The organism is Mycolicibacterium litorale, assembly GCF_010731695.1.
GTDB lineage: Bacteria > Actinomycetota > Actinomycetes > Mycobacteriales > Mycobacteriaceae > Mycobacterium > Mycobacterium litorale.
The window spans coordinates 1619558-1636301 of the sequence record NZ_AP022586.1 but is presented as its reverse complement, the minus strand read 5'-3'; the positions used below and the strand labels follow the sequence as shown (position 1 = coordinate 1636301).

Genomic DNA, 16744 nt, shown 5'->3' with positions numbered 1-16744 from the left:
CAGCGATGAACGAGCGACGACGCGAGTACGGGGGCCTGAGTGGGTAGGCACAGCATTCCCGATCCCGAGGACTCCGACGACGAGACCGGTGTCCCGAACGACGGGATCGACGACGGCGGCTACGGTTCCGGTTTCGGGCCGTCCGGACGGCACAGCGGTGAGTTCCCCGTGGTGCGTCCGGACGACTACGAGGACGACCACACTGACGTCCACTACGCCGGCGGCTACGGCTATCCCGCCGACGACCACCCCGATGACGACTACGCCGACGATCACCCGGCCGACGTGGACGCCCGGGACGACGGTCGGACTGCCGCCGGTCCTCCGCCACCGACCGGGCCGGCCGGGCCCGCGCACGGCGCCGGATGGGACGGCGGCGAATGGACCGGCAGCCATCGGGCGGTGACGCCGGGACGGCGCGGCATCAGCCTCGGTGTCATCGCCGCGCTCGTCACGGTGGTCGTGGTGGTCGGCGGCGTGATCCTGTGGCGCTTCTTCGGCGACGCGCTGTCCGATCGCAGCGATGCGGCTTCGGCGCGCTGCGTCGACGGCAACCTCGACGTCGCCGTGCTGGCCGACCCGTCGATCGCCGACACCATTCGCGGACTGGCCGACCAGTACAACGAGAACGCCGCCCCCGTCGGCGACCGGTGTGTCAAGGTCGGGGTCAAACCGGCCGGTTCGCAGCAGGTGATCACCGGCTTCAAGGACAACTGGCCGGCAGACCTCGGCGAACGCCCGGCACTGTGGATTCCGGCGAGCGGTGTCTCGGCGGCCAGGCTCGAGGCGGCGACGGACCAGAAGACCGTCAGCGACGCCCGCACACTCGTCAGCTCACCGGTCGTGCTCGCAGTTCGGCCCGAGCTCAAACCGGCTTTGGCGCAGCAGAACTGGGGCACGCTGCCCGGTCTGCAGACCAACCCGGCAGCACTGGACGGCCTCGGCCTGCCCGGCTGGGGCGCACTGAAGCTCGCCCTGCCGCGCAGCGGCAACGCCGACGCGTCGTATCTGGCGGCCGAAGCCGTCGCCGCGGCCACGGCACCCGACGGCGCCCCGGCCACCGACGGGATTGCCGCGATCAACACGCTGGCCGCCGGCGCTCCCGAACTGCCCGGGGACACCGCGGACGCCGCCATGTCGGCGCTGCTGCAGGGTGACGCGGCCAGGGCATCGGTACACGCCGTCGCCACCACCGAACAGCAGGTGGTGGCCCGTGCCGCGGCGCTGCCCAACGCCAGGCAGACCCTCACCTCGTGGTTGCCGCCGGGTCCGGTGGCGACCGCCGACTACCCCACGGTGCTGCTGTCCGGCGACTGGCTCGAACGCGAACAGGTCACCGCGGCCAGCCAGTTCGCCCGGTTCATGCGCGAGCCCGACCGCCTCGCCGAGCTGAGCAAGGCCGGGTTCCGTACGCCGGGCGGCACCCCGCCGCGCAGCGACGTCACCGACTTCCCGGCGCTCGGCGCGCCGCTGTCGGTCGGTGACGATGCGGCGCGGGTGAAGCTGGCCGACGCCCTGACCTCGCCGGCGCAGGCCAGCACGACGACGATCATGCTCGATCTGTCGATGCCCGCGACGGAGGGCGCCAACACCCGCATGGGCAATGTCGTCAACGCGCTGATCCCGCGGGTGCAGGCGCTGCCGCCGACCACGGCGCTCGGCCTGTGGACGTTCGACGGCGCTTCCGGATCCTCACAGGTCTCCACCGGACCGCTGTCCGAGCCGGTCGATGGTCAACCGCGGTCGGCCGCGCTGACCACGACGCTCGATTCACTGTCGTCCACCTCCGGTGGCGCGGTGTCGTTCACCACGCTGCGGCTGGTCTACAACGACGCGCTCGCGAAGTTCCGCGCCGGCCAGCCGAACTCGGTCCTGGTGATCACCCAGGGGCCGCACACCGACCGGACGCTCGACGGTCCTGGCCTCGAGGCGTTCATCCGCGACGCGTTCGATCCGGCCCGCCCGGTCGCGGTCAACGTCGTGGACTTCGGCGACGACGCCGACCGCGGGACGTGGGAGTCGGTCGCCCGGACGACCGGCGGCCAGTACCAGAACCTGGCCACCTCCGATTCGCCCGAATTGACCGCGGCGATCACCGCGATGCTGCGCTGAGGTGTGAGCGGCTTCCCCACGGCGTTCCACCGTGATCTTGGGCGACCTGGTGCAGACTCGTCGCATAGGCCGCCCAGGGAGGGACATGGATGCCGGCGCGTTGAGCCCCGTCCAGCAGACAGCGCTGGCCACGGCGTACGCCCGGGCGCTCGACAGCCGTTCGCCGCGTTCGATTCTCGGTGACACCCTCGCCGACGAGGTGGTCGCCGGGATCGACTTCGACTTCGCCGGCCTGGGGGTGACCCCCAGCGTCGTGTGTCTGGTGGCGCTGCGGGCCCGGATGCTCGACGACATGATCCGGCGCTTCGTCACAGAGCAGCCCGATGCCGTGGTGGTCGACCTTGGCGCGGGACTCAGTACCGGCGTCTTCCGCGTCGATCCCCCGCCGAGCGTCGACTGGTTCAGCGTCGACCTGCCGGAGATGACCGCGCTGCGCGATGGCGTGCTGCCCCACCGCTATCGGTCTCACTCGCTGGCCGCCTCGGTGGCGGAGACGGACTGGCTCCGCGTGATGCCCGCTGACCGGCCGGCGATCGTCGTCGCCGACGGTCTGTTCCCTTTCCTTCCCGACGCGGTCGTCGCCGCGACCGCCGGCCGCATCACCGAACACTTCCGGCTCGGCATGATCGCGTTCAACGACTACGGCACGGTCAGCCGGCTGAACCGCTTGGCCAAGCTCATCATGGCGAGGAAGCCGATGTTCCGCACGATGTACGGCCAGTGGGAGTTTCGGGGCTTTCGCGATGCGCACCACCCCGAGACCTGGGGCGCGAGAATGCGACTCGTCGAGGAGAGCAGCGCCATGCGGCAACCGGAGGTGGCGTTGTTCCCGCCCCTGCTGCGGATCGGTAGCCGGTTGGGCGCCCGCGTGCCGGCGGTGGCGAGCAAAGCGCGGGTGCTCTGTTATCGCTTCGATCCGCCGGACGGAACTCGATGACCGGCACGCTCCCTCGACGCCGCCGCGTCACCGGCATCGAACGTGCCCGCGGTTCGCCGGTACACCACGGCCCGGGCGCCCCGTGCCGGCGCGAAGGCCACGCCTCGATTGCTGGCCCGTTCACCGGGAGCGTCCGTCGGGACGAAACGGAGTTCCCGCAGAAGTGTGCGCAGGGTGACGTCCATCTCCATGTTGGCGAATGCGGCGCCGATACAGCGGTTGATGCCACCGCCGAACGGAATCCAGGTGACCGGCTTCGGGGCGGCGCCGACGAACCGGTCCGGGTCGAACGACGCCGCATCCGGAAAGCTCGCCTCTGCCGAGTGGGCGAGCTGGACGCTGGCCATGATGGTGTATCCCTCGGGAATAACCCAGTCCCCCAGGCGGATTCGGGTCTTCGTGCGGCGCAGTGCGCCGTCGAGTACCGGCCGCGTCCGTAACACCTCCCAGATCGTCGCCTGTCGCAGTTCGGACCCGCCGGCGTCCACCTCAGCGGTCAGCCGGGACAGCAACGCGGGATACCGGCGCAACCGCTCGACCGCCCACGCCAAGGCCGTCGACGTCGTCTCGTGCCCCGCGGTGAGCAAGGTGAGCAACTCGTCGGCGATGTGCGCATCGGACATCGGTTCGCCGTCCTCGTAGCGCGCCTGCAGCAGCAGCGCGAGGACGTCGGTGCGGTCCGCGAAGCCGGGGTCGGCGCGCGCCTCGGCGATCAGTGACTCGATGACGGCGTCGATCCGCCTGCGGTGTTCGCGGAACCTCCCGCCCGGGCTCCACGGGCCGTAATCACGCCGCACCGCCTCCGGTAGCAGGCCGATGCGGGCGCCCAGCCGGACCGCGGGGGGCAGCAGGCGACGCAACTCGTCGAGTGCTGGTCCCTCCGCACCGAACACGGCGCGCAAGATCGCGTTGAGGGTGATCCGCATCATCGATTCGAGGGTCTCGAACTCGCGGCCTTCGGGCCAGTGCGCGATCTCGCGCATCACCTCGTCCTCGATGATCCTGTCGTAGTTGCCGACGCGCTTGCCGTGGAAAGGAGGTGCCAGCAGTCTGCGGCGCTCGAACAGTTCGTCGCCGTCGAGGTTGAACATGGACCCGGGCCCGAGGATCTCGCCCAGATTGGGGCGAGCCCTACCCACCAGGTCTCTGCTGGTGCTGAACAGGTCTTTGACGAGTTCGGGGTCGCTGACCATCACCGTGTGCCCGAGCACGGGGAGATCGAGCGTGAAGGCACCACCGAACCGCTTGCCCAGAGCGGCCATGACCGGGCGTCGCGCGGCCAGGAACGCCAGGCCCTGGACGATTTTCGGCGCCCTCGGTCCGGGTGGTAGCAGATCCGGCTCGGTTGTCGCTGATCCCATGGCGTGACCCTTCCATGCCGTCATCCCAAGGTATCCGAGCGTGGGGCGCCCTGGAAGTCGTTTGGCGCCAACAATCGACTCCACCTCGGCTCGGACGCGCAGTCCTTCTCAGCGCAACGATTCGTGAAACACGACAACGCATCAAGATCGATCATCAGTTGCGAGGCAACGGATTTGAGACAACGCACGGATCACGGTCCGGGACCCCGGCCACGTCTTCTCCTGGAGGAGTTACGCCGTTATCCTCGTGGCCATGGCCTCGAATGTGTCGGGGAAGTGTGCGTTCGTCACCGGTGGCGCTTCGGGCATCGGTGCCGCGCTGGCAACGAGGATGGCCGACCAGGGCGCCGAAGTCTGGATCGCTGATCGTCAGATCGGCCCGGCCGAGGAGTTGGCCGACCGCCTCAACAACGGCAGCGCGGGCAAGGCGCACGCGATCGAGCTGGACGCCCGGAGTTACCCGTCCTTCGAACGTGCCGTGACCGAAGCGGTTCGGCGATCCGGGCGGATCGATTACCTGTTCAACAACGCCGGTATCGGGGTCGGCGGTGAGGTCGACTCGTACGCGCTCGACGACTGGTACGACGTGATCGACGTGAACCTGCTGGGTGTGGTGCACGGCATCCAGGCCGTGTACCCCATCATGATCGGGCAGCACTCCGGACACATCGTTAACACCGCGTCGTTGGCCGGCCTGGTCACGACCGTCGGCCAGGCCAGCTACGCCGCCACCAAGCATGCCGTGGTCGCGATCTCGAAAACACTACGCGTGGAAGCCAAGCGACACGGGGTGCAGGTCTCCGTGCTGTGTCCGGGCGTGGTGCGAACTCCGATTCTGACCGGCGGCCACTATGGGCGTAACGACGGCGTCAGCGACGAACAACTCTTGAGCCGCGCGGAGTCGGTGCGGCCGATCTCGCCCGACGTCTTCGCCGATCGCGCCCTTCGATCGGTGCTGCGGGGGAAGGCGATCATCGTGGTGCCCGCATGGTGGAAGGCGCTGTGGTACTTGGAGCGCCTGTCTCCGTCCCTGTCCATGCGGGCCGTGAACGTGATGCTCCACCGCATCCGGCAGGTGGATCCGCCCAGCACTCCACCCCCGATCGCCGAAGACGCTGCTCAGGACGGCGCTGGCTCCTGAATCATATTGAAATGGCACGATTTTGAGTTCAACTGCCCGGCATGATGTACGCATTGTCACCCCTGGACGCGTCCACCTCCGATATGTTCGAACCACCGGCGCAGGGAGGCGTCGATGGCGGTGACCACGGCGGAGCCGATCAGATTACCGGCTGGTCCACGACTCCCGAAGACCGTCCAGGGCATCGGACTGTTGACCGCGCGACAGAGGGTGGTCGCGCAACTACAGCGACGTTACGGCAGCGAGTTCACCGTCGACCTACCGATATTCGGCCCCACCGTGGTGGTCGGCGACCCGCACCTGGTCAAGGACCTGTTCAGTACGAGCGGCGATCTGGTGGGGCGACCGGTCCATACTTTCGGTGAGACCATCGGCCCCGGGTCCACCTGGGGCCTGGACGGTGGTGAATTCCTCGAGCGTCGCAGGGTCCTCGCTCCGCCCTTTCACGGCAAGCGTGTGAAGAACTTCGAGTACATCATCGAAGAAGAGGTGATGCGAGAGATCGCTACTTGGCCGGAGGGCCGGGAATTCGCGACGCTCGAACCGATGATCCGCATCACGCTCGGCGGCATTCTGCGCGCGCTGTTCGGGGCCGAAGGCGATGCACTCGATGAGTTGCGGTCGGTCCTGCCGCCGACTGTCACGCTGCTGTCCCGTATCGGCCTGTTGCCATCAGTGGTGCGGCACGATCTCGGCAGATGGAGCCTTTGGGGGCGATTCTTGGAGTACCGCCGTCGCATCGACGCCGTGGTCGATTCGCTCATCGCCGACGCGCGAGTAGACCCCGACATCACGGAGCGTAGCGACGTGCTCGCCGTGTTGTTGCGAGCCCGCTACGAGGACGGTCGTCCGATGCCGGACCGGCATATCGCCGACGAATTGCTGACCTTGATGGCCGCAGGTCACGAATCCACCTCGGCGACCATGGCCTGGGTGATCGAGCGGTTACGCCGGCATCCGAGACTGTTGAGCCGGCTCGTCGACGAGGTCGACGCGGGCGGTTCGGAGCTGCGGCTCGCGACGATCTCGGAAGTTCAGCGGACCCGTCCGGTGGTCGATTCCACCCTCCGCGGAGCCAAGCAGCGAATCCGGCTCGGCCCGTGGGTCATCCCGAAGGGTTGCACATTGATGCCGAGCATCGTCCTGGCTCACCAGAAGAGCTTTCGGGACGAGCACGTGTTCGACCCGAACCGGTTTCTCGGTGACGCGCCGAAGCCGGATGCATGGGTGCCATTCGGCGGCGGCATCTTCCGCTGTCTCGGCTCGTCCTTCGCGAGTATGGAGGTGGACGTCATCTTGCGGACACTGCTGCGGGAGCTGCGGTTCGAGCCGACCGACACACCCGGCGAACGAGCTCACAACCGTGGCGTGGTGTTCGCTCCCGCCCAGGGGGGCCGCGCGGTGGTCTACCGACGCAGGGCCGACGTGGTACACCGGACGGGTTATCGTGACGCCGTCTGGCAGGGTCATCGCGGCTGACGTTGCCTCAGAGACCGTTTGCGCCGAGCCAGGTATGGATTCGTTCGGCCACCGCAGCCCATCCCGGTTCGAGCATCATGTCGTGACCCATGTCGGGGAAGAATTCTGCTTCGGTACGGTATGCGCGCGCCGTCGCACGTACTGCGCGCCGGGTGACCGAGCGGTCATCGCAGGCACCCATGACGAGTACCGGCGCGCTCACCCGCTTCGGGCGCGGAAAACTCACTACAGAGTCGATGCCGATCCGTCCGCTCTCTTCCTGCAGACGCGCGGCGTAGTCACCGACGAGGGATTCCGGGGTGTGTGCGGAGAAGAACCTCTCTCTGGCGAGTTCGGCAGTGTTGACGACCGCCAGAGACTTACCGGTGGCGGCGATCTTCGCGAAATGCCAGGGATGCCGCCGAATCCATCGCAGGCCGGTCCCGAGATAACCCAGGGGGAACGTGGGCGCCATGAGAATTCCGGCAGGAGCGTCGTGCGTCTCCAGATACTTCGCCACAAGCAGGCCGCCCATGGAATGGCCGATGATGATCGGGTTACGTGGCAGGCTGCCGGCACACCTGCTGATGTCCTCGACGTAGTCGGCGAACGAACACGTGCGCAGGGGCTTCGAAGTTGCGCTGCGTCCGTGACCACGAAGGCTCACGGCCACAGCGCGGTATCCCCGGTCAGCGAAGAACCCCAGGAAGTGTTCCTCCCAGCACCATGCGGCATGCCAGGCCCCGTGGACGAAGAGCAGCGGGGCAGGATGGCGCTCACTGCCACACCCCTTGTCGATTACCTCGAGCATGTTGCGCACGGGGTTGTCTGACCATTGCCAGTACTGGCCCAGCAATGCTGTTCGCGTCGGTCCGAGCGCGCAGATGGCCACTGCTGAACGCATCTTGTCTTCCGGCTTTCCGGCAACTCGGCGGCCTTTCTCAGCGCGGGCGAAAGTGTTCCGTACCCGGTCTGTCGAGACACTGGTGCAGTACAGAATACGTGGGTTCCCGGCGTTGTCATGGGAGTTCCAGCGCTGCACCCCGGTTTTCGGTGTAGGTAATCGTCACTACGGCCTCGGTACCGGTGGCCGCGGCTCACCACGGGTGCCTACGGCAAATGACGGAGAGTTGGCGAACAGGCAGTGGTTGGTGCACCCGCTGGGTACCGTGGTGACATGACGGCGGTTGTGCTTGCGGGGAACCAGGCCGGGGGCATGTGAACGGATTCCGGTTCGGCCTCCTCGATGGGCTTGTCAACTCCCGCATCTCGGCCAGTGCGCTGCCGCGTGCGGGCTTCCTGACTGCCGCCGCGACGGGCGCCGACTCGTTCTGGGTCGGTGACCACTTGAACTCGCTCATCCCGCGTTCCATTGCGACGCCTGAACATATGGGCATCGGTGCGAGGTTGGTGCCCAAGGTGGACGCCATCCTCGAACCGTGGACCATGCTCGGGCACCTGGCGGCCCGTAATCGGCTCCGTCGGCTGCGACTCGGCGTCTGTGTCACCGACGCGGGTCGGCGGAATCCGGCGGTCACCGCACAGGCCGCCGCAACACTGCATCTGCTCACCCGGGGGCGCGCCATTCTCGGTATCGGGGTCGGCGAACGGGAGGGCAACGAGCCCTACGGCGTGGACTGGACGAAGCCGGTCGCGCGGTTCGAGGAAGCCATCGCGACGATTCGCGCGTTGTGGGAGTCGGACGGAAGCCCTGTTTCGCGCGAGTCCCAGTACTTTCCGCTCCGTAACGCCGTCTTCGACCTTCCGCCGTACCGTGGGAGGTGGCCCGAGATCTGGGTGGCGGGTCATGGTCCACGGATGCTGCGGGCAACGGGACGCTATGCCGACGCCTGGGTTCCCTTCGTTGTCGTCCGGCCCGGCGACTACGCTCGCGGCATGGAGGCGGTTCGTGCCGCCGCGTCAGATGCGGGTCGCGACCCGATGTCGATCATCCCCGCAGTGAACCGAGTCGTGGTGACCGGTCGTAGTCGCGACGACGTGGACGAGGCGCTCGACTCGGTGATCATGAAGGTTTCGGCTCTCGCCGCGCCAGGAGAAGCGTGGCGACGCCATGGCGTCGAACATCCGTTGGGAGCGGATTTCTCCGGCGTGCAGGATCTCGTCCCGCAGCTCATCGACAAGGAGACCGCCTTGTCCTACACCGCGAAAGTGCCGGCGTCGCTGATGAAGGAGATCTGTTTCAACGGGACAGCCGACGAGGTCATCGACCAGGTCGCGGAATGGCGTGATTGCGGCCTGCGGTATCTCATGGTGATCAACGGCAGCCAGCTGAACCCGAGCCTGCGCAAGGGAATGGCAGCGAGCCTGCCGCTCGCGCAGGTCCTCCGCCGGCTCAAGACCTTGTGAACGTGTAGTCGCTCAACGGAAAACGGTGTTGTTCTTCCACGGCATTCCTGACCGATGTGGGACGGAAGAGCGGTGCCTGCCCGCTCGGACTGAACCAGTAGGAGCGCGAGGTGGCGCAAGTGCCCAGGTGAAAGACCGAGTCGTCGAGAAGTTCGGTCATCCGGTCGAAGAATCGGCTGTTGGCCTGCTCGGAGACCTCGAAGATCTGAGCATTGCGCCGCTGCAGCTCGCCGAGAAGCCGATCCATGTGCCGCATCTGGTATTCCACGGTGTTGAACCAAGACAGCCCCACCCACGCAAAGGGACTGGCCATCGTCAGGAAGTTCGGGAAATAGGGCACAGATATGCCCTGGTAGGCCTGGAATCCGTTCTCACGCCACCACTTTCCGAGATTCCGACCTTCGCGTCCGATGACCTCGATCGCCGGTAGGTTGGCCTCCCACACGTCGAAGCCGGTTGCCAGGACGAGCGTATCCACCAGATTCTTGCGGCCGTCGCGGGTGACGATGCCGTCGCCCTCGACGCGTTCGATCCCTGCCGTCTCGAGATGAACGTGTGGCTCGGCGAGCGTGCGGTAATACGAATTCGACAAGGTCGGCCGCTTACACCCGAAGTCGTAGTCGGGATTCAACTTGCGCCGCAGCTCCTCGTCGCGGATTGACAGGAAGCGCAGCGCCTGGGACACGCGTTCCGCGGCAACGTTGAGCGCACGGAAGCGCCGGAACTTCCACATCGCGAGCACCATCATCAGGTCCATTCCGGTATCGGTGAACCACCGTAGGATCCGCTGGGCCAGCGGAACCCGGGCGAACAACCGCCGCACCGCCGGTGAGAACCCGAAGTCGAACTTCGGCATCACCCAGATCGGCGTGCGCTGGTAGACGGTCAACTCCGATGCTTCCTTGGCCAGTTCGGGAACGACCTGTACGGCGGTGGATCCGGTTCCGATGACCGCCGTGCGACGCCCGTGGAAGGAATAGTCACCGTCCCACTTCGCCGTATGAATGATGCGACCCTCGAATGTGTCGAGGCCGGCGATCTCCGGCATGCATGGTTGACACAGGAACCCGGTGGCAGCGACGAGAAAAGAGGCGGTGAGCGTTTCGCCGTCGTCGAGCGCCACCCGCCACACTTCCGCGTCGGAGTCCCACCGGGCGCCCTCGACGGTCGTATTGAAACGCATGAACTGGCGAACGTCGTACTTGTCGGCCACATGCTCCGCATACGTTTTCAGTTCCGCGCCCGGCGCGTACATCCGCGACCAGTTCGGATTCGGTTCGAACCAGTATGAGAACGTCGTTGAAGGGACATCCACGGTGAGCCCCGGGTAGCGGTTGACGTGCCACGTCCCACCGAGGTCGTCCTCTCGGTCGACGATCAGGATGCGCTCGTAACCCAGTCGGTTGAGCTGAATCGCCGCCCCGATACCGCCGAAACCGGCTCCCACGATGACGGCGTCGAATCGACTCTCCACTGGGTGTGCCATCGGCTCGCGAGACGGGGTCCGCTATGGGGTTCCGGTCCCACCACCGGATCCGGTTCCGCCACCGGACCCGGTTCCGCCACCGGAGCCTGTGCTTCCGCCGGACTCGGTTCCGCTGCCGGCTCCGGTGCTCCCGCCGGTACCTCCACCGTCACTGGTGGCATCACCACCGGTCGCGTCACGGGTGCTGCGCCCGCCCGAGATGCGGTCGGTGACTCTTGTGACGGATGAACTGATCCGGTCCGTCACCGACTTCACCGCGCCGGCCACCCGGCTGCCGGAGGTGCCGCCGCTGATGCTGCCGGTTCCCGTGGACCTCGTGCCGCCGGTGGAGCTGACCGTCGTCGAACCGGCAACCGGCGCAGGAGCTGTCGACTGTTGAGTGGCCGTCGGGGCCGTCGCCGTCGCGACCGACGCAGTGGGCGTGGACACCGTGGCCGACTGCGCGCTGCGCTGCAGTTGTCCGGTGCCCGTGCTCGCCTCCTGCTCCCCACCGGAGACCGTCGTCGTCGGCGCGGTGTTGACCGTGACGGTCGTGGCGTCTTGTGTGGGAACCGAATTGACGGGCGCCGGCGTGGCCGGGCTGCACGTCGGGCAGGCCAGCTTGGTCAGGCCGGCGATCCAGCCGCTGACGTTCTCCGGGATGTCGTAGAACGGGAACCCGGTGAACAGGTAGCTTCCCTCGAACCACGGGCTGAAGGCGATGTTGCCGGAGTCGTACAGGCGGGTGCCGGTCGCGACGAGATCGTCGAAAGTCACCAGTTTGATGCCGCCGTACGCCTGGCTCGTCGGGTCGGACGGGTCAGCCGTCAGGCTGTTCCAGAAGTTGGTGAACGGCTCGAGCGGATTCAGGGGCGCCGCGGTCTGCCCGGACCACGCGACGGGGTACCCCGGTTGGCTGCTGTTCACGACTTCGCCGAAGGTGTACCCGTCGGCCAGATCCCACACCGGTACCTGGAAGTAGTCCTGGGCGGTCTCCACCAGGTTCGGGCAGGTGAAGGCGCAGCCCTCGTGCATCGGCATCTCGGCTGCGATCAGCACGTTGAGCATGTAGCCGAGGGTGCCCGGCTTCGCCGAGCCACCCAGAATCGAATTCTCAGATGTGATCACTTCACTCGGGCCGGCTCCCAGGGGGCCTTGGCCGTTCGGCGTGATCCCCTCCGGCAGCCCACCGTCTCCGGAGATGACGGGGAACGGCACGAGCACCGCGACCAGTGCCTGCAACATCGGTGGGTTACCGGGATCCCAACCCCAGACGTTGGTCGGCGTCTTCAGCCACCAACTGCCGCCGGCTTCCAACGCATCCGCCCACGAATTGAGCGCCTTGTTCTCGTAGTACGGCACATTCGCAATCGCGTAGAACAGGTTGATCGGGACGTTGGCAATGGAGTCAGCGGTAAGTCGCACGGCCGGGTTCGCCACTTGAATGTCAGGCGGCGGAGCCACAACGGGTGTGGCGGCGATGATGCTCGACCCCGCCAGGATGGCGCCTGCCGTGACATATGGACGAACCGCTGCGTGCATAGAAGCCCCCTCGGAAATGTTGTGACGTCCCTGCGACTCACGCCCCCTGAAGCAGGCTAACACCGGAATGTCCGGAATGTTAGACGTCACATCTGACTTTTCCGCCTAACCGGCTATTTGCTTGCACTCGGCGATAAACCGGGGCCGGGCAACCGAACGGTCACGGTGACTCGGTCAGCCACACGCGGTTCCCGTAGGTGTCGAGGTGTGCCACCTGCTCGACCGGTTTGCGGGTCGTCGGCCCGTACCGTCCGCGCGGCCACCCGAGCGGGACGATGCAGCACGGTGTCACCGACAGTGGCAAACCGAGAATCCGGCGTGCCGACGTCGCGCTCCACAGCGGCAGGGTGATGAGGCACGCCCCCAGACCCAAGGCGCGGGCGGCGAGCAGGAGGTTCTGCACACTGGGGTAGATCGAACCGAAGTAGCCGGACGCAATCGCCTGCGGCATCGGGGTGTAGGGCACCCGGCCGTCGCGGACGCCGAGCCGCAGACATGCCACCACCAGAACCGGGATGTCGGCGAAGTGATCGACCTGCCACTGCACCGCGCGCGCCGTCTTGGCCATCGACTCGTCGCGCGCAGCAACGCGCCTGATGACCGTGCGGTGGTAGATCCGCCACGCCATGCGGTAGCGCCTGGCCAGTTTCTCCTTGACGCGACGGTCCCTGACGACGATGAACTCCCAGTTCTGCCCGTTCGCACCGGTAGGCGCCCGCAGCGCCAACTCGATGCACTTGAGCACCACCGCATCGTCCACCGGATCGGGCAGCACCCGCCTGATGGCACGCTGGGTCATCATGGCCTCCACCAGTGGCATGTCGAGGCCCTGGCTCCCCGTCGCGACAGGCAATGTGTGCGAGAGGTCGCTCACGTGCTGCCGGCTCCTGTCAGTCATTGTGGAATCACTGAACCCAGGTGATCCGCGGCCGGTGCTCGGCGATCCATGCTGCGGTGAACCGGTGGACGTCGGGAAGCTGCTCGGCGAGTTGGCCGCGCAGGTAGCGCTCCACGAAGCCGCCGATCACGGGAAGCGTGACCTCCACGGTCACCGTGGACGTGAGCCGCGATCCGCGCTGCGTGGGCGTCAGAACCGTTGTGGCGCGGCACGTTCCGTAGCCCTCCGGCACCAGGAACTCGGCGGTGCCCCGCATGCGGCGCCCGTCGGTGGGCTGCCAGCTTTCCGTATGTGCCATCGTCAGGTGGGTGGGCGGCGACGGATCGGGCATCGGGATATGACGCAACTCGTGCGTGGTCACCACGGTGATCGCACCATCCGCGCCGACGGTCAGATCGTCGAGGGTGGCCCCACCCGCGAAGGCCGCGAGCCGGTCCCGCCAGTAGTTCCGGTCGCCGAAGGCGGCGTGGACCTGTTCGACGCCTGCGGAGGATTCGACGGTGATCTCGAAGGGACACGGCATGTCACCTCCCACCGTCCGCGTCAACCGAGGAAACCGAGACCGCGTCGTCGTCCGACCGTCGCCCACGGGGCGATGCGTCACCGAACAGTTTGTCGGCGAGCTTCGCGGCGAACACACGCGCCTGCTCGAGTTGCTCCGGTTGGACGTTCGTGGTCGGGATCCGCACGCCCAGATACCGGTCTCGGTACTCCCCCGAGCCCAGGTAACTGGTCAGCGAGAGCAGGGACTGAACCTGTCCACCGGGGTATTCGAAGTGCATGCCGCCGAGGTATCGGCCGCCTCGCCGCTGGCCGATTCTGCGCACCGTCCTGATGTTCTCGCGCCAATAGCGCCGGCACACCACGAAGGTCACGAACGGTGTGCCGGAGAGGAGTCGCCGCGCCTCGTCTGACTTCAGGAAGGACCGCATCGGCATACTGGTGGCTCGCCACCACGTCGGCGAGCCGATGCAGACGAGGTCGTAGTCTCCGTCGCTCACGGCCTCCGGGATCCGGATCTGCGCGGTGGCGCGGCGCAGTTGCGCCGGGAGCACGCTGAGCATGTCCGGCCAGACGCGTCGCATCGGGAAGCGCGAGAACCGGTCGGCATACCGTCGGTCGGTGAGCTCGATCTGCGCCTTGCGCACCTCACACCCTCGGTCACCGAACACCTCCCCCACTGCCTCGAGCACCTTGAGGGACTGCCCGGTGAACGTGTAGTAGACGAGCAGGATCCGCGGGCGCCGTGCGTCTTTCCGCACGCTGGAGATGTTCGTCATCGTCGTAACCCTTCCTCGAGCATTCGCGCCGACGGGTGCCGTTGCGATTCAGGAGCTTTCGTGGCGGGCCCGAAGGCGTAGCGGTGATACTGCAGAGCGTTGCGCAGCGGCGGGACCATGGGCACGACCCGCTTGGCGAGCCGGAATGCCGCCGACGCCCGGACGAAGGTGTCCGCGTCGAACAACGTCACGGCGGTCAGCAGCCGGACGCCCGGAACCGCACGGAGGATCTCGTCGGGACCGTCGACGGCCCAGTGCAGGGTCGACCCGGAACGCCGGACGAGGGTGTGCCGCTTCTGCGATCTGACCGCCAACCGGTTGTAGAAGTCGATCTGCAGTTCACCGGACGGAAGGCGTTGGGTGATCCGTCTGAGCAGTGCGACACCCTCGTGCTGTGGGAGGTACATGCTGATGCCCTCGGCCAGCAGCAGAAGCGGGCGGTCAGTCGGGATCCGCTCGAGCCACGACGGGTCGGTCGCCGACGCAGCGACGAGGTGGTAGCCCCGGCGACTCGGATAGATGCGTTCGCGGAGCGCGATGACCTCGGGGAAATCGACGTCGTACCACTGCACGGCGGGACCGGGGTCCACCCGGAACACCCGGCTGTCCAGACCGCAGCCGAGGTGCGCCACCGTCGCGCTCTGGTGGACGGCGAGGAACTGGCGCGTCCACAGGTCGTATTGCGCGGTGCGCACGGTGATCAGCGGCGCCCACCGTCCTGTGACACCGATCTGGCGCCAGTCGTAGTCGAGCCGGGCCACCGCGCCCTTGGCGTATCGGTCCCCGAGCACCGGGCGCACGAAATCGGCGTCGAGTGCCTTGAGATAGAGCGTCGTCAGCATGGTCTGCGCTGCGCCGCTGAGGTCGACCGGAACTCTGCCGTTCATCGCAACCCCGTCTGCCGAGCCACTGTCCTCACCCCACACCGGTCGCGGCGTGCTGGTCGGCGACGGTGCGGAGCAGCGTCGCGATCGCGTTGATCGACCGTTCGGGCGCCGGCGCGTGGGAATGGTGTTCGACGAACACCCGGTCGGCGATGATCCCGCTGGAGTACATGTCGATCCCGGCGTCGACGCCGAAGTACATGTCGCTGTGGCAGCCGGTCACCTCCATGCCGGGGGGTGTCGAGACCGCGGGGATGGGGCCGTTGTCGGTGAACATCACGATGTCGGGCAGGCCGGGCGGATTGCCCACGTACTGGGGGCTGAAGTGCAGAAGCGACTGCTGGATGACGCCGTCGGCCATGTCGGCCTGGAACGCGTCGGCGATGTCCCTGGCGAGCCCCGCGATATCGGTGTTGCGGTCGATCCGGGCGAGGTAGGTGGCCACTCCGAGCGGGTTCGTGCACGCCGTGGCCCCCAGCGGCGGTGAGAGGAAGTATCGCAGGTCGACGGGATAGATGTACGGCACCGGGATGTGGGGCGTCTCGCGAATCCGCCACTCGGCCAGCAGGATCGCTGCCGACAGAACGGCGTTGGTGCGGAGGTGGTGCGTCCGGCAGAACGAGATCAGGTCACGGGTCTCGCGCTCGCTCAGGCGGCAGCGGGCGACCGGAACGTGTGTGGGCAGGGCGGGAGTCACCTCGTTCGTCGCCCGCCGCGATGGCGGCAGTTCGTAGGCGAACATGGCGGGCAGGTAGCGCTCGAGTCCCGACCGCTGCAGTTTGTGTATTCCCCGTTCGGCGAGCACCGCCTCGAGCGGGACAGGCGCGGGTTGCACGTCGATCGGCCGGAGGCTGCCGGTGCAGACCAGCTCGGTGTACCAGCTGAACAACTCCTCCACGAAGCTGAACTGGTGGTGACCGTCGGCGAGGCAATGATGGATGTAGAACGTCGGCCGGGCCTGCCCGTTGTGGACGGTAAGCCGCAGGTGGGCCAGCGCCACCCGCTGGTCGAGATGCATGTGGGGCGCCTCGGTCGCCGCATCGTCGAGGTACACCACGTCGATCCCCGGCGGCATCAGGTCATCGACCACGATCTGGTGCCGCCCATCGGGAAGCCGTTCGAGATGCCCCGCCAGGACCGGATGAGCTTCGAGGAGCGCGTCGAACGCCGCGGACATGGCGTCGATGTCGACCGCGCCCGTCACGTGGGCGGTGAGGGCGACGAAATTGTGTGTCTCGGCGAACATCTCCTCGCTGCGGGCCAGAGTCCGGATCACCGACGTGGGAAACATGTCATACC

At 67.0% G+C, this 16744-nt stretch carries 14 protein-coding genes; 5 read left to right on the top strand and 9 right to left on the bottom strand.

Annotation, left to right across the window (positions count from 1 at the left end):
- Positions 1 to 39: 39 nt before the first annotated feature.
- A complete protein-coding gene (locus G6N30_RS07515) occupies positions 40 to 2112 on the top strand; it encodes a hypothetical protein (RefSeq protein WP_134051525.1) in 2073 nt (690 codons plus the stop codon).
- Between the two features lie 85 nt (positions 2113 to 2197).
- The gene (locus tag G6N30_RS07510) at positions 2198 to 3049 is read left to right on the top strand and encodes a class I SAM-dependent methyltransferase (RefSeq protein WP_134051524.1); all 852 of its coding nucleotides are present in this window, start codon (positions 2198 to 2200) and stop codon (positions 3047 to 3049) included.
- Here G6N30_RS07510 and G6N30_RS07505 read toward each other — a convergent pair.
- Positions 3016 to 4410, bottom strand: a complete 1395-nt coding sequence (locus tag G6N30_RS07505; protein WP_134051523.1) for a cytochrome P450 — start codon at positions 4408 to 4410, stop codon at positions 3016 to 3018. The genes G6N30_RS07510 and G6N30_RS07505 overlap by 34 nt on opposite strands.
- A 253-nt stretch (positions 4411 to 4663) precedes the next feature.
- Between G6N30_RS07505 and G6N30_RS07500 the strand changes: the two genes are divergently transcribed.
- Together G6N30_RS07500 and G6N30_RS07495 are read left to right on the top strand one after the other, a co-directional pair.
- Complete coding sequence (locus G6N30_RS07500) at positions 4664 to 5551, top strand: SDR family NAD(P)-dependent oxidoreductase (RefSeq protein ID WP_134051522.1); 888 nt, start codon at positions 4664 to 4666, stop codon at positions 5549 to 5551.
- A gap of 114 nt (positions 5552 to 5665) precedes the next feature.
- Positions 5666 to 7030, top strand: coding sequence for a cytochrome P450 (locus tag G6N30_RS07495; RefSeq protein ID WP_134051521.1), 1365 nt, complete (start codon positions 5666 to 5668; stop codon positions 7028 to 7030).
- A gap of 7 nt (positions 7031 to 7037) precedes the next feature.
- On the opposite strand, the gene G6N30_RS07490 is transcribed toward G6N30_RS07495, so the two are convergent.
- Complete coding sequence (locus G6N30_RS07490; RefSeq protein WP_308205019.1) at positions 7038 to 8051, bottom strand: alpha/beta hydrolase; 1014 nt, start codon at positions 8049 to 8051, stop codon at positions 7038 to 7040.
- 176 nt (positions 8052 to 8227) lie between these two features.
- Between G6N30_RS07490 and G6N30_RS07485 the strand changes: the two genes are divergently transcribed.
- Positions 8228 to 9376 carry an LLM class flavin-dependent oxidoreductase gene (locus G6N30_RS07485; protein WP_134051520.1) on the top strand — a complete coding sequence of 383 codons (1149 nt, stop codon included), beginning with the start codon at positions 8228 to 8230 and terminating at the stop codon, positions 9374 to 9376.
- Here G6N30_RS07485 and G6N30_RS07480 read toward each other — a convergent pair.
- The 7 genes from G6N30_RS07480 to G6N30_RS07450 all read right to left on the bottom strand — a co-directional run bounded on the left by G6N30_RS07480 (position 9363) and on the right by G6N30_RS07450 (position 16736).
- Positions 9363 to 10850 (bottom strand): flavin-containing monooxygenase, encoded by a 1488-nt coding sequence (locus G6N30_RS07480; RefSeq protein ID WP_244964988.1) that lies wholly within the window; start codon positions 10848 to 10850, stop codon positions 9363 to 9365. The two genes, G6N30_RS07485 and G6N30_RS07480, sit on opposite strands and share 14 nt — an antisense overlap.
- Before the next feature lie 33 nt (positions 10851 to 10883).
- A complete protein-coding gene (locus G6N30_RS07475; RefSeq protein WP_134051518.1) occupies positions 10884 to 12266 on the bottom strand; it encodes a hypothetical protein in 1383 nt (460 codons plus the stop codon).
- A gap of 277 nt (positions 12267 to 12543) precedes the next feature.
- Positions 12544 to 13203: a nitroreductase family protein gene (locus tag G6N30_RS07470; RefSeq protein WP_179965609.1), complete on the bottom strand. Its 660-nt coding sequence runs from the start codon at positions 13201 to 13203 to the stop codon at positions 12544 to 12546.
- Positions 13204 to 13288: 85 nt separating this feature from the next.
- Positions 13289 to 13804, bottom strand: a complete 516-nt coding sequence (locus G6N30_RS07465; protein ID WP_134051516.1) for a DUF2505 domain-containing protein — start codon at positions 13802 to 13804, stop codon at positions 13289 to 13291.
- Between the two features lies 1 nt (position 13805).
- Complete coding sequence (locus tag G6N30_RS07460; RefSeq protein WP_134051515.1) at positions 13806 to 14561, bottom strand: flavodoxin family protein; 756 nt, start codon at positions 14559 to 14561, stop codon at positions 13806 to 13808.
- Complete coding sequence (locus tag G6N30_RS07455; RefSeq protein ID WP_134051514.1) at positions 14558 to 15448, bottom strand: class I SAM-dependent methyltransferase; 891 nt, start codon at positions 15446 to 15448, stop codon at positions 14558 to 14560. The genes G6N30_RS07460 and G6N30_RS07455 overlap by 4 nt, the downstream gene beginning before the upstream one ends.
- Before the next feature lie 28 nt (positions 15449 to 15476).
- Entirely contained in the window at positions 15477 to 16736 is a 1260-nt protein-coding gene (locus tag G6N30_RS07450; RefSeq protein WP_134051513.1) for a phthiocerol/phthiodiolone dimycocerosyl transferase family protein, read from the bottom strand.
- Between the last annotated feature and the right edge of the window lie 8 nt (positions 16737 to 16744).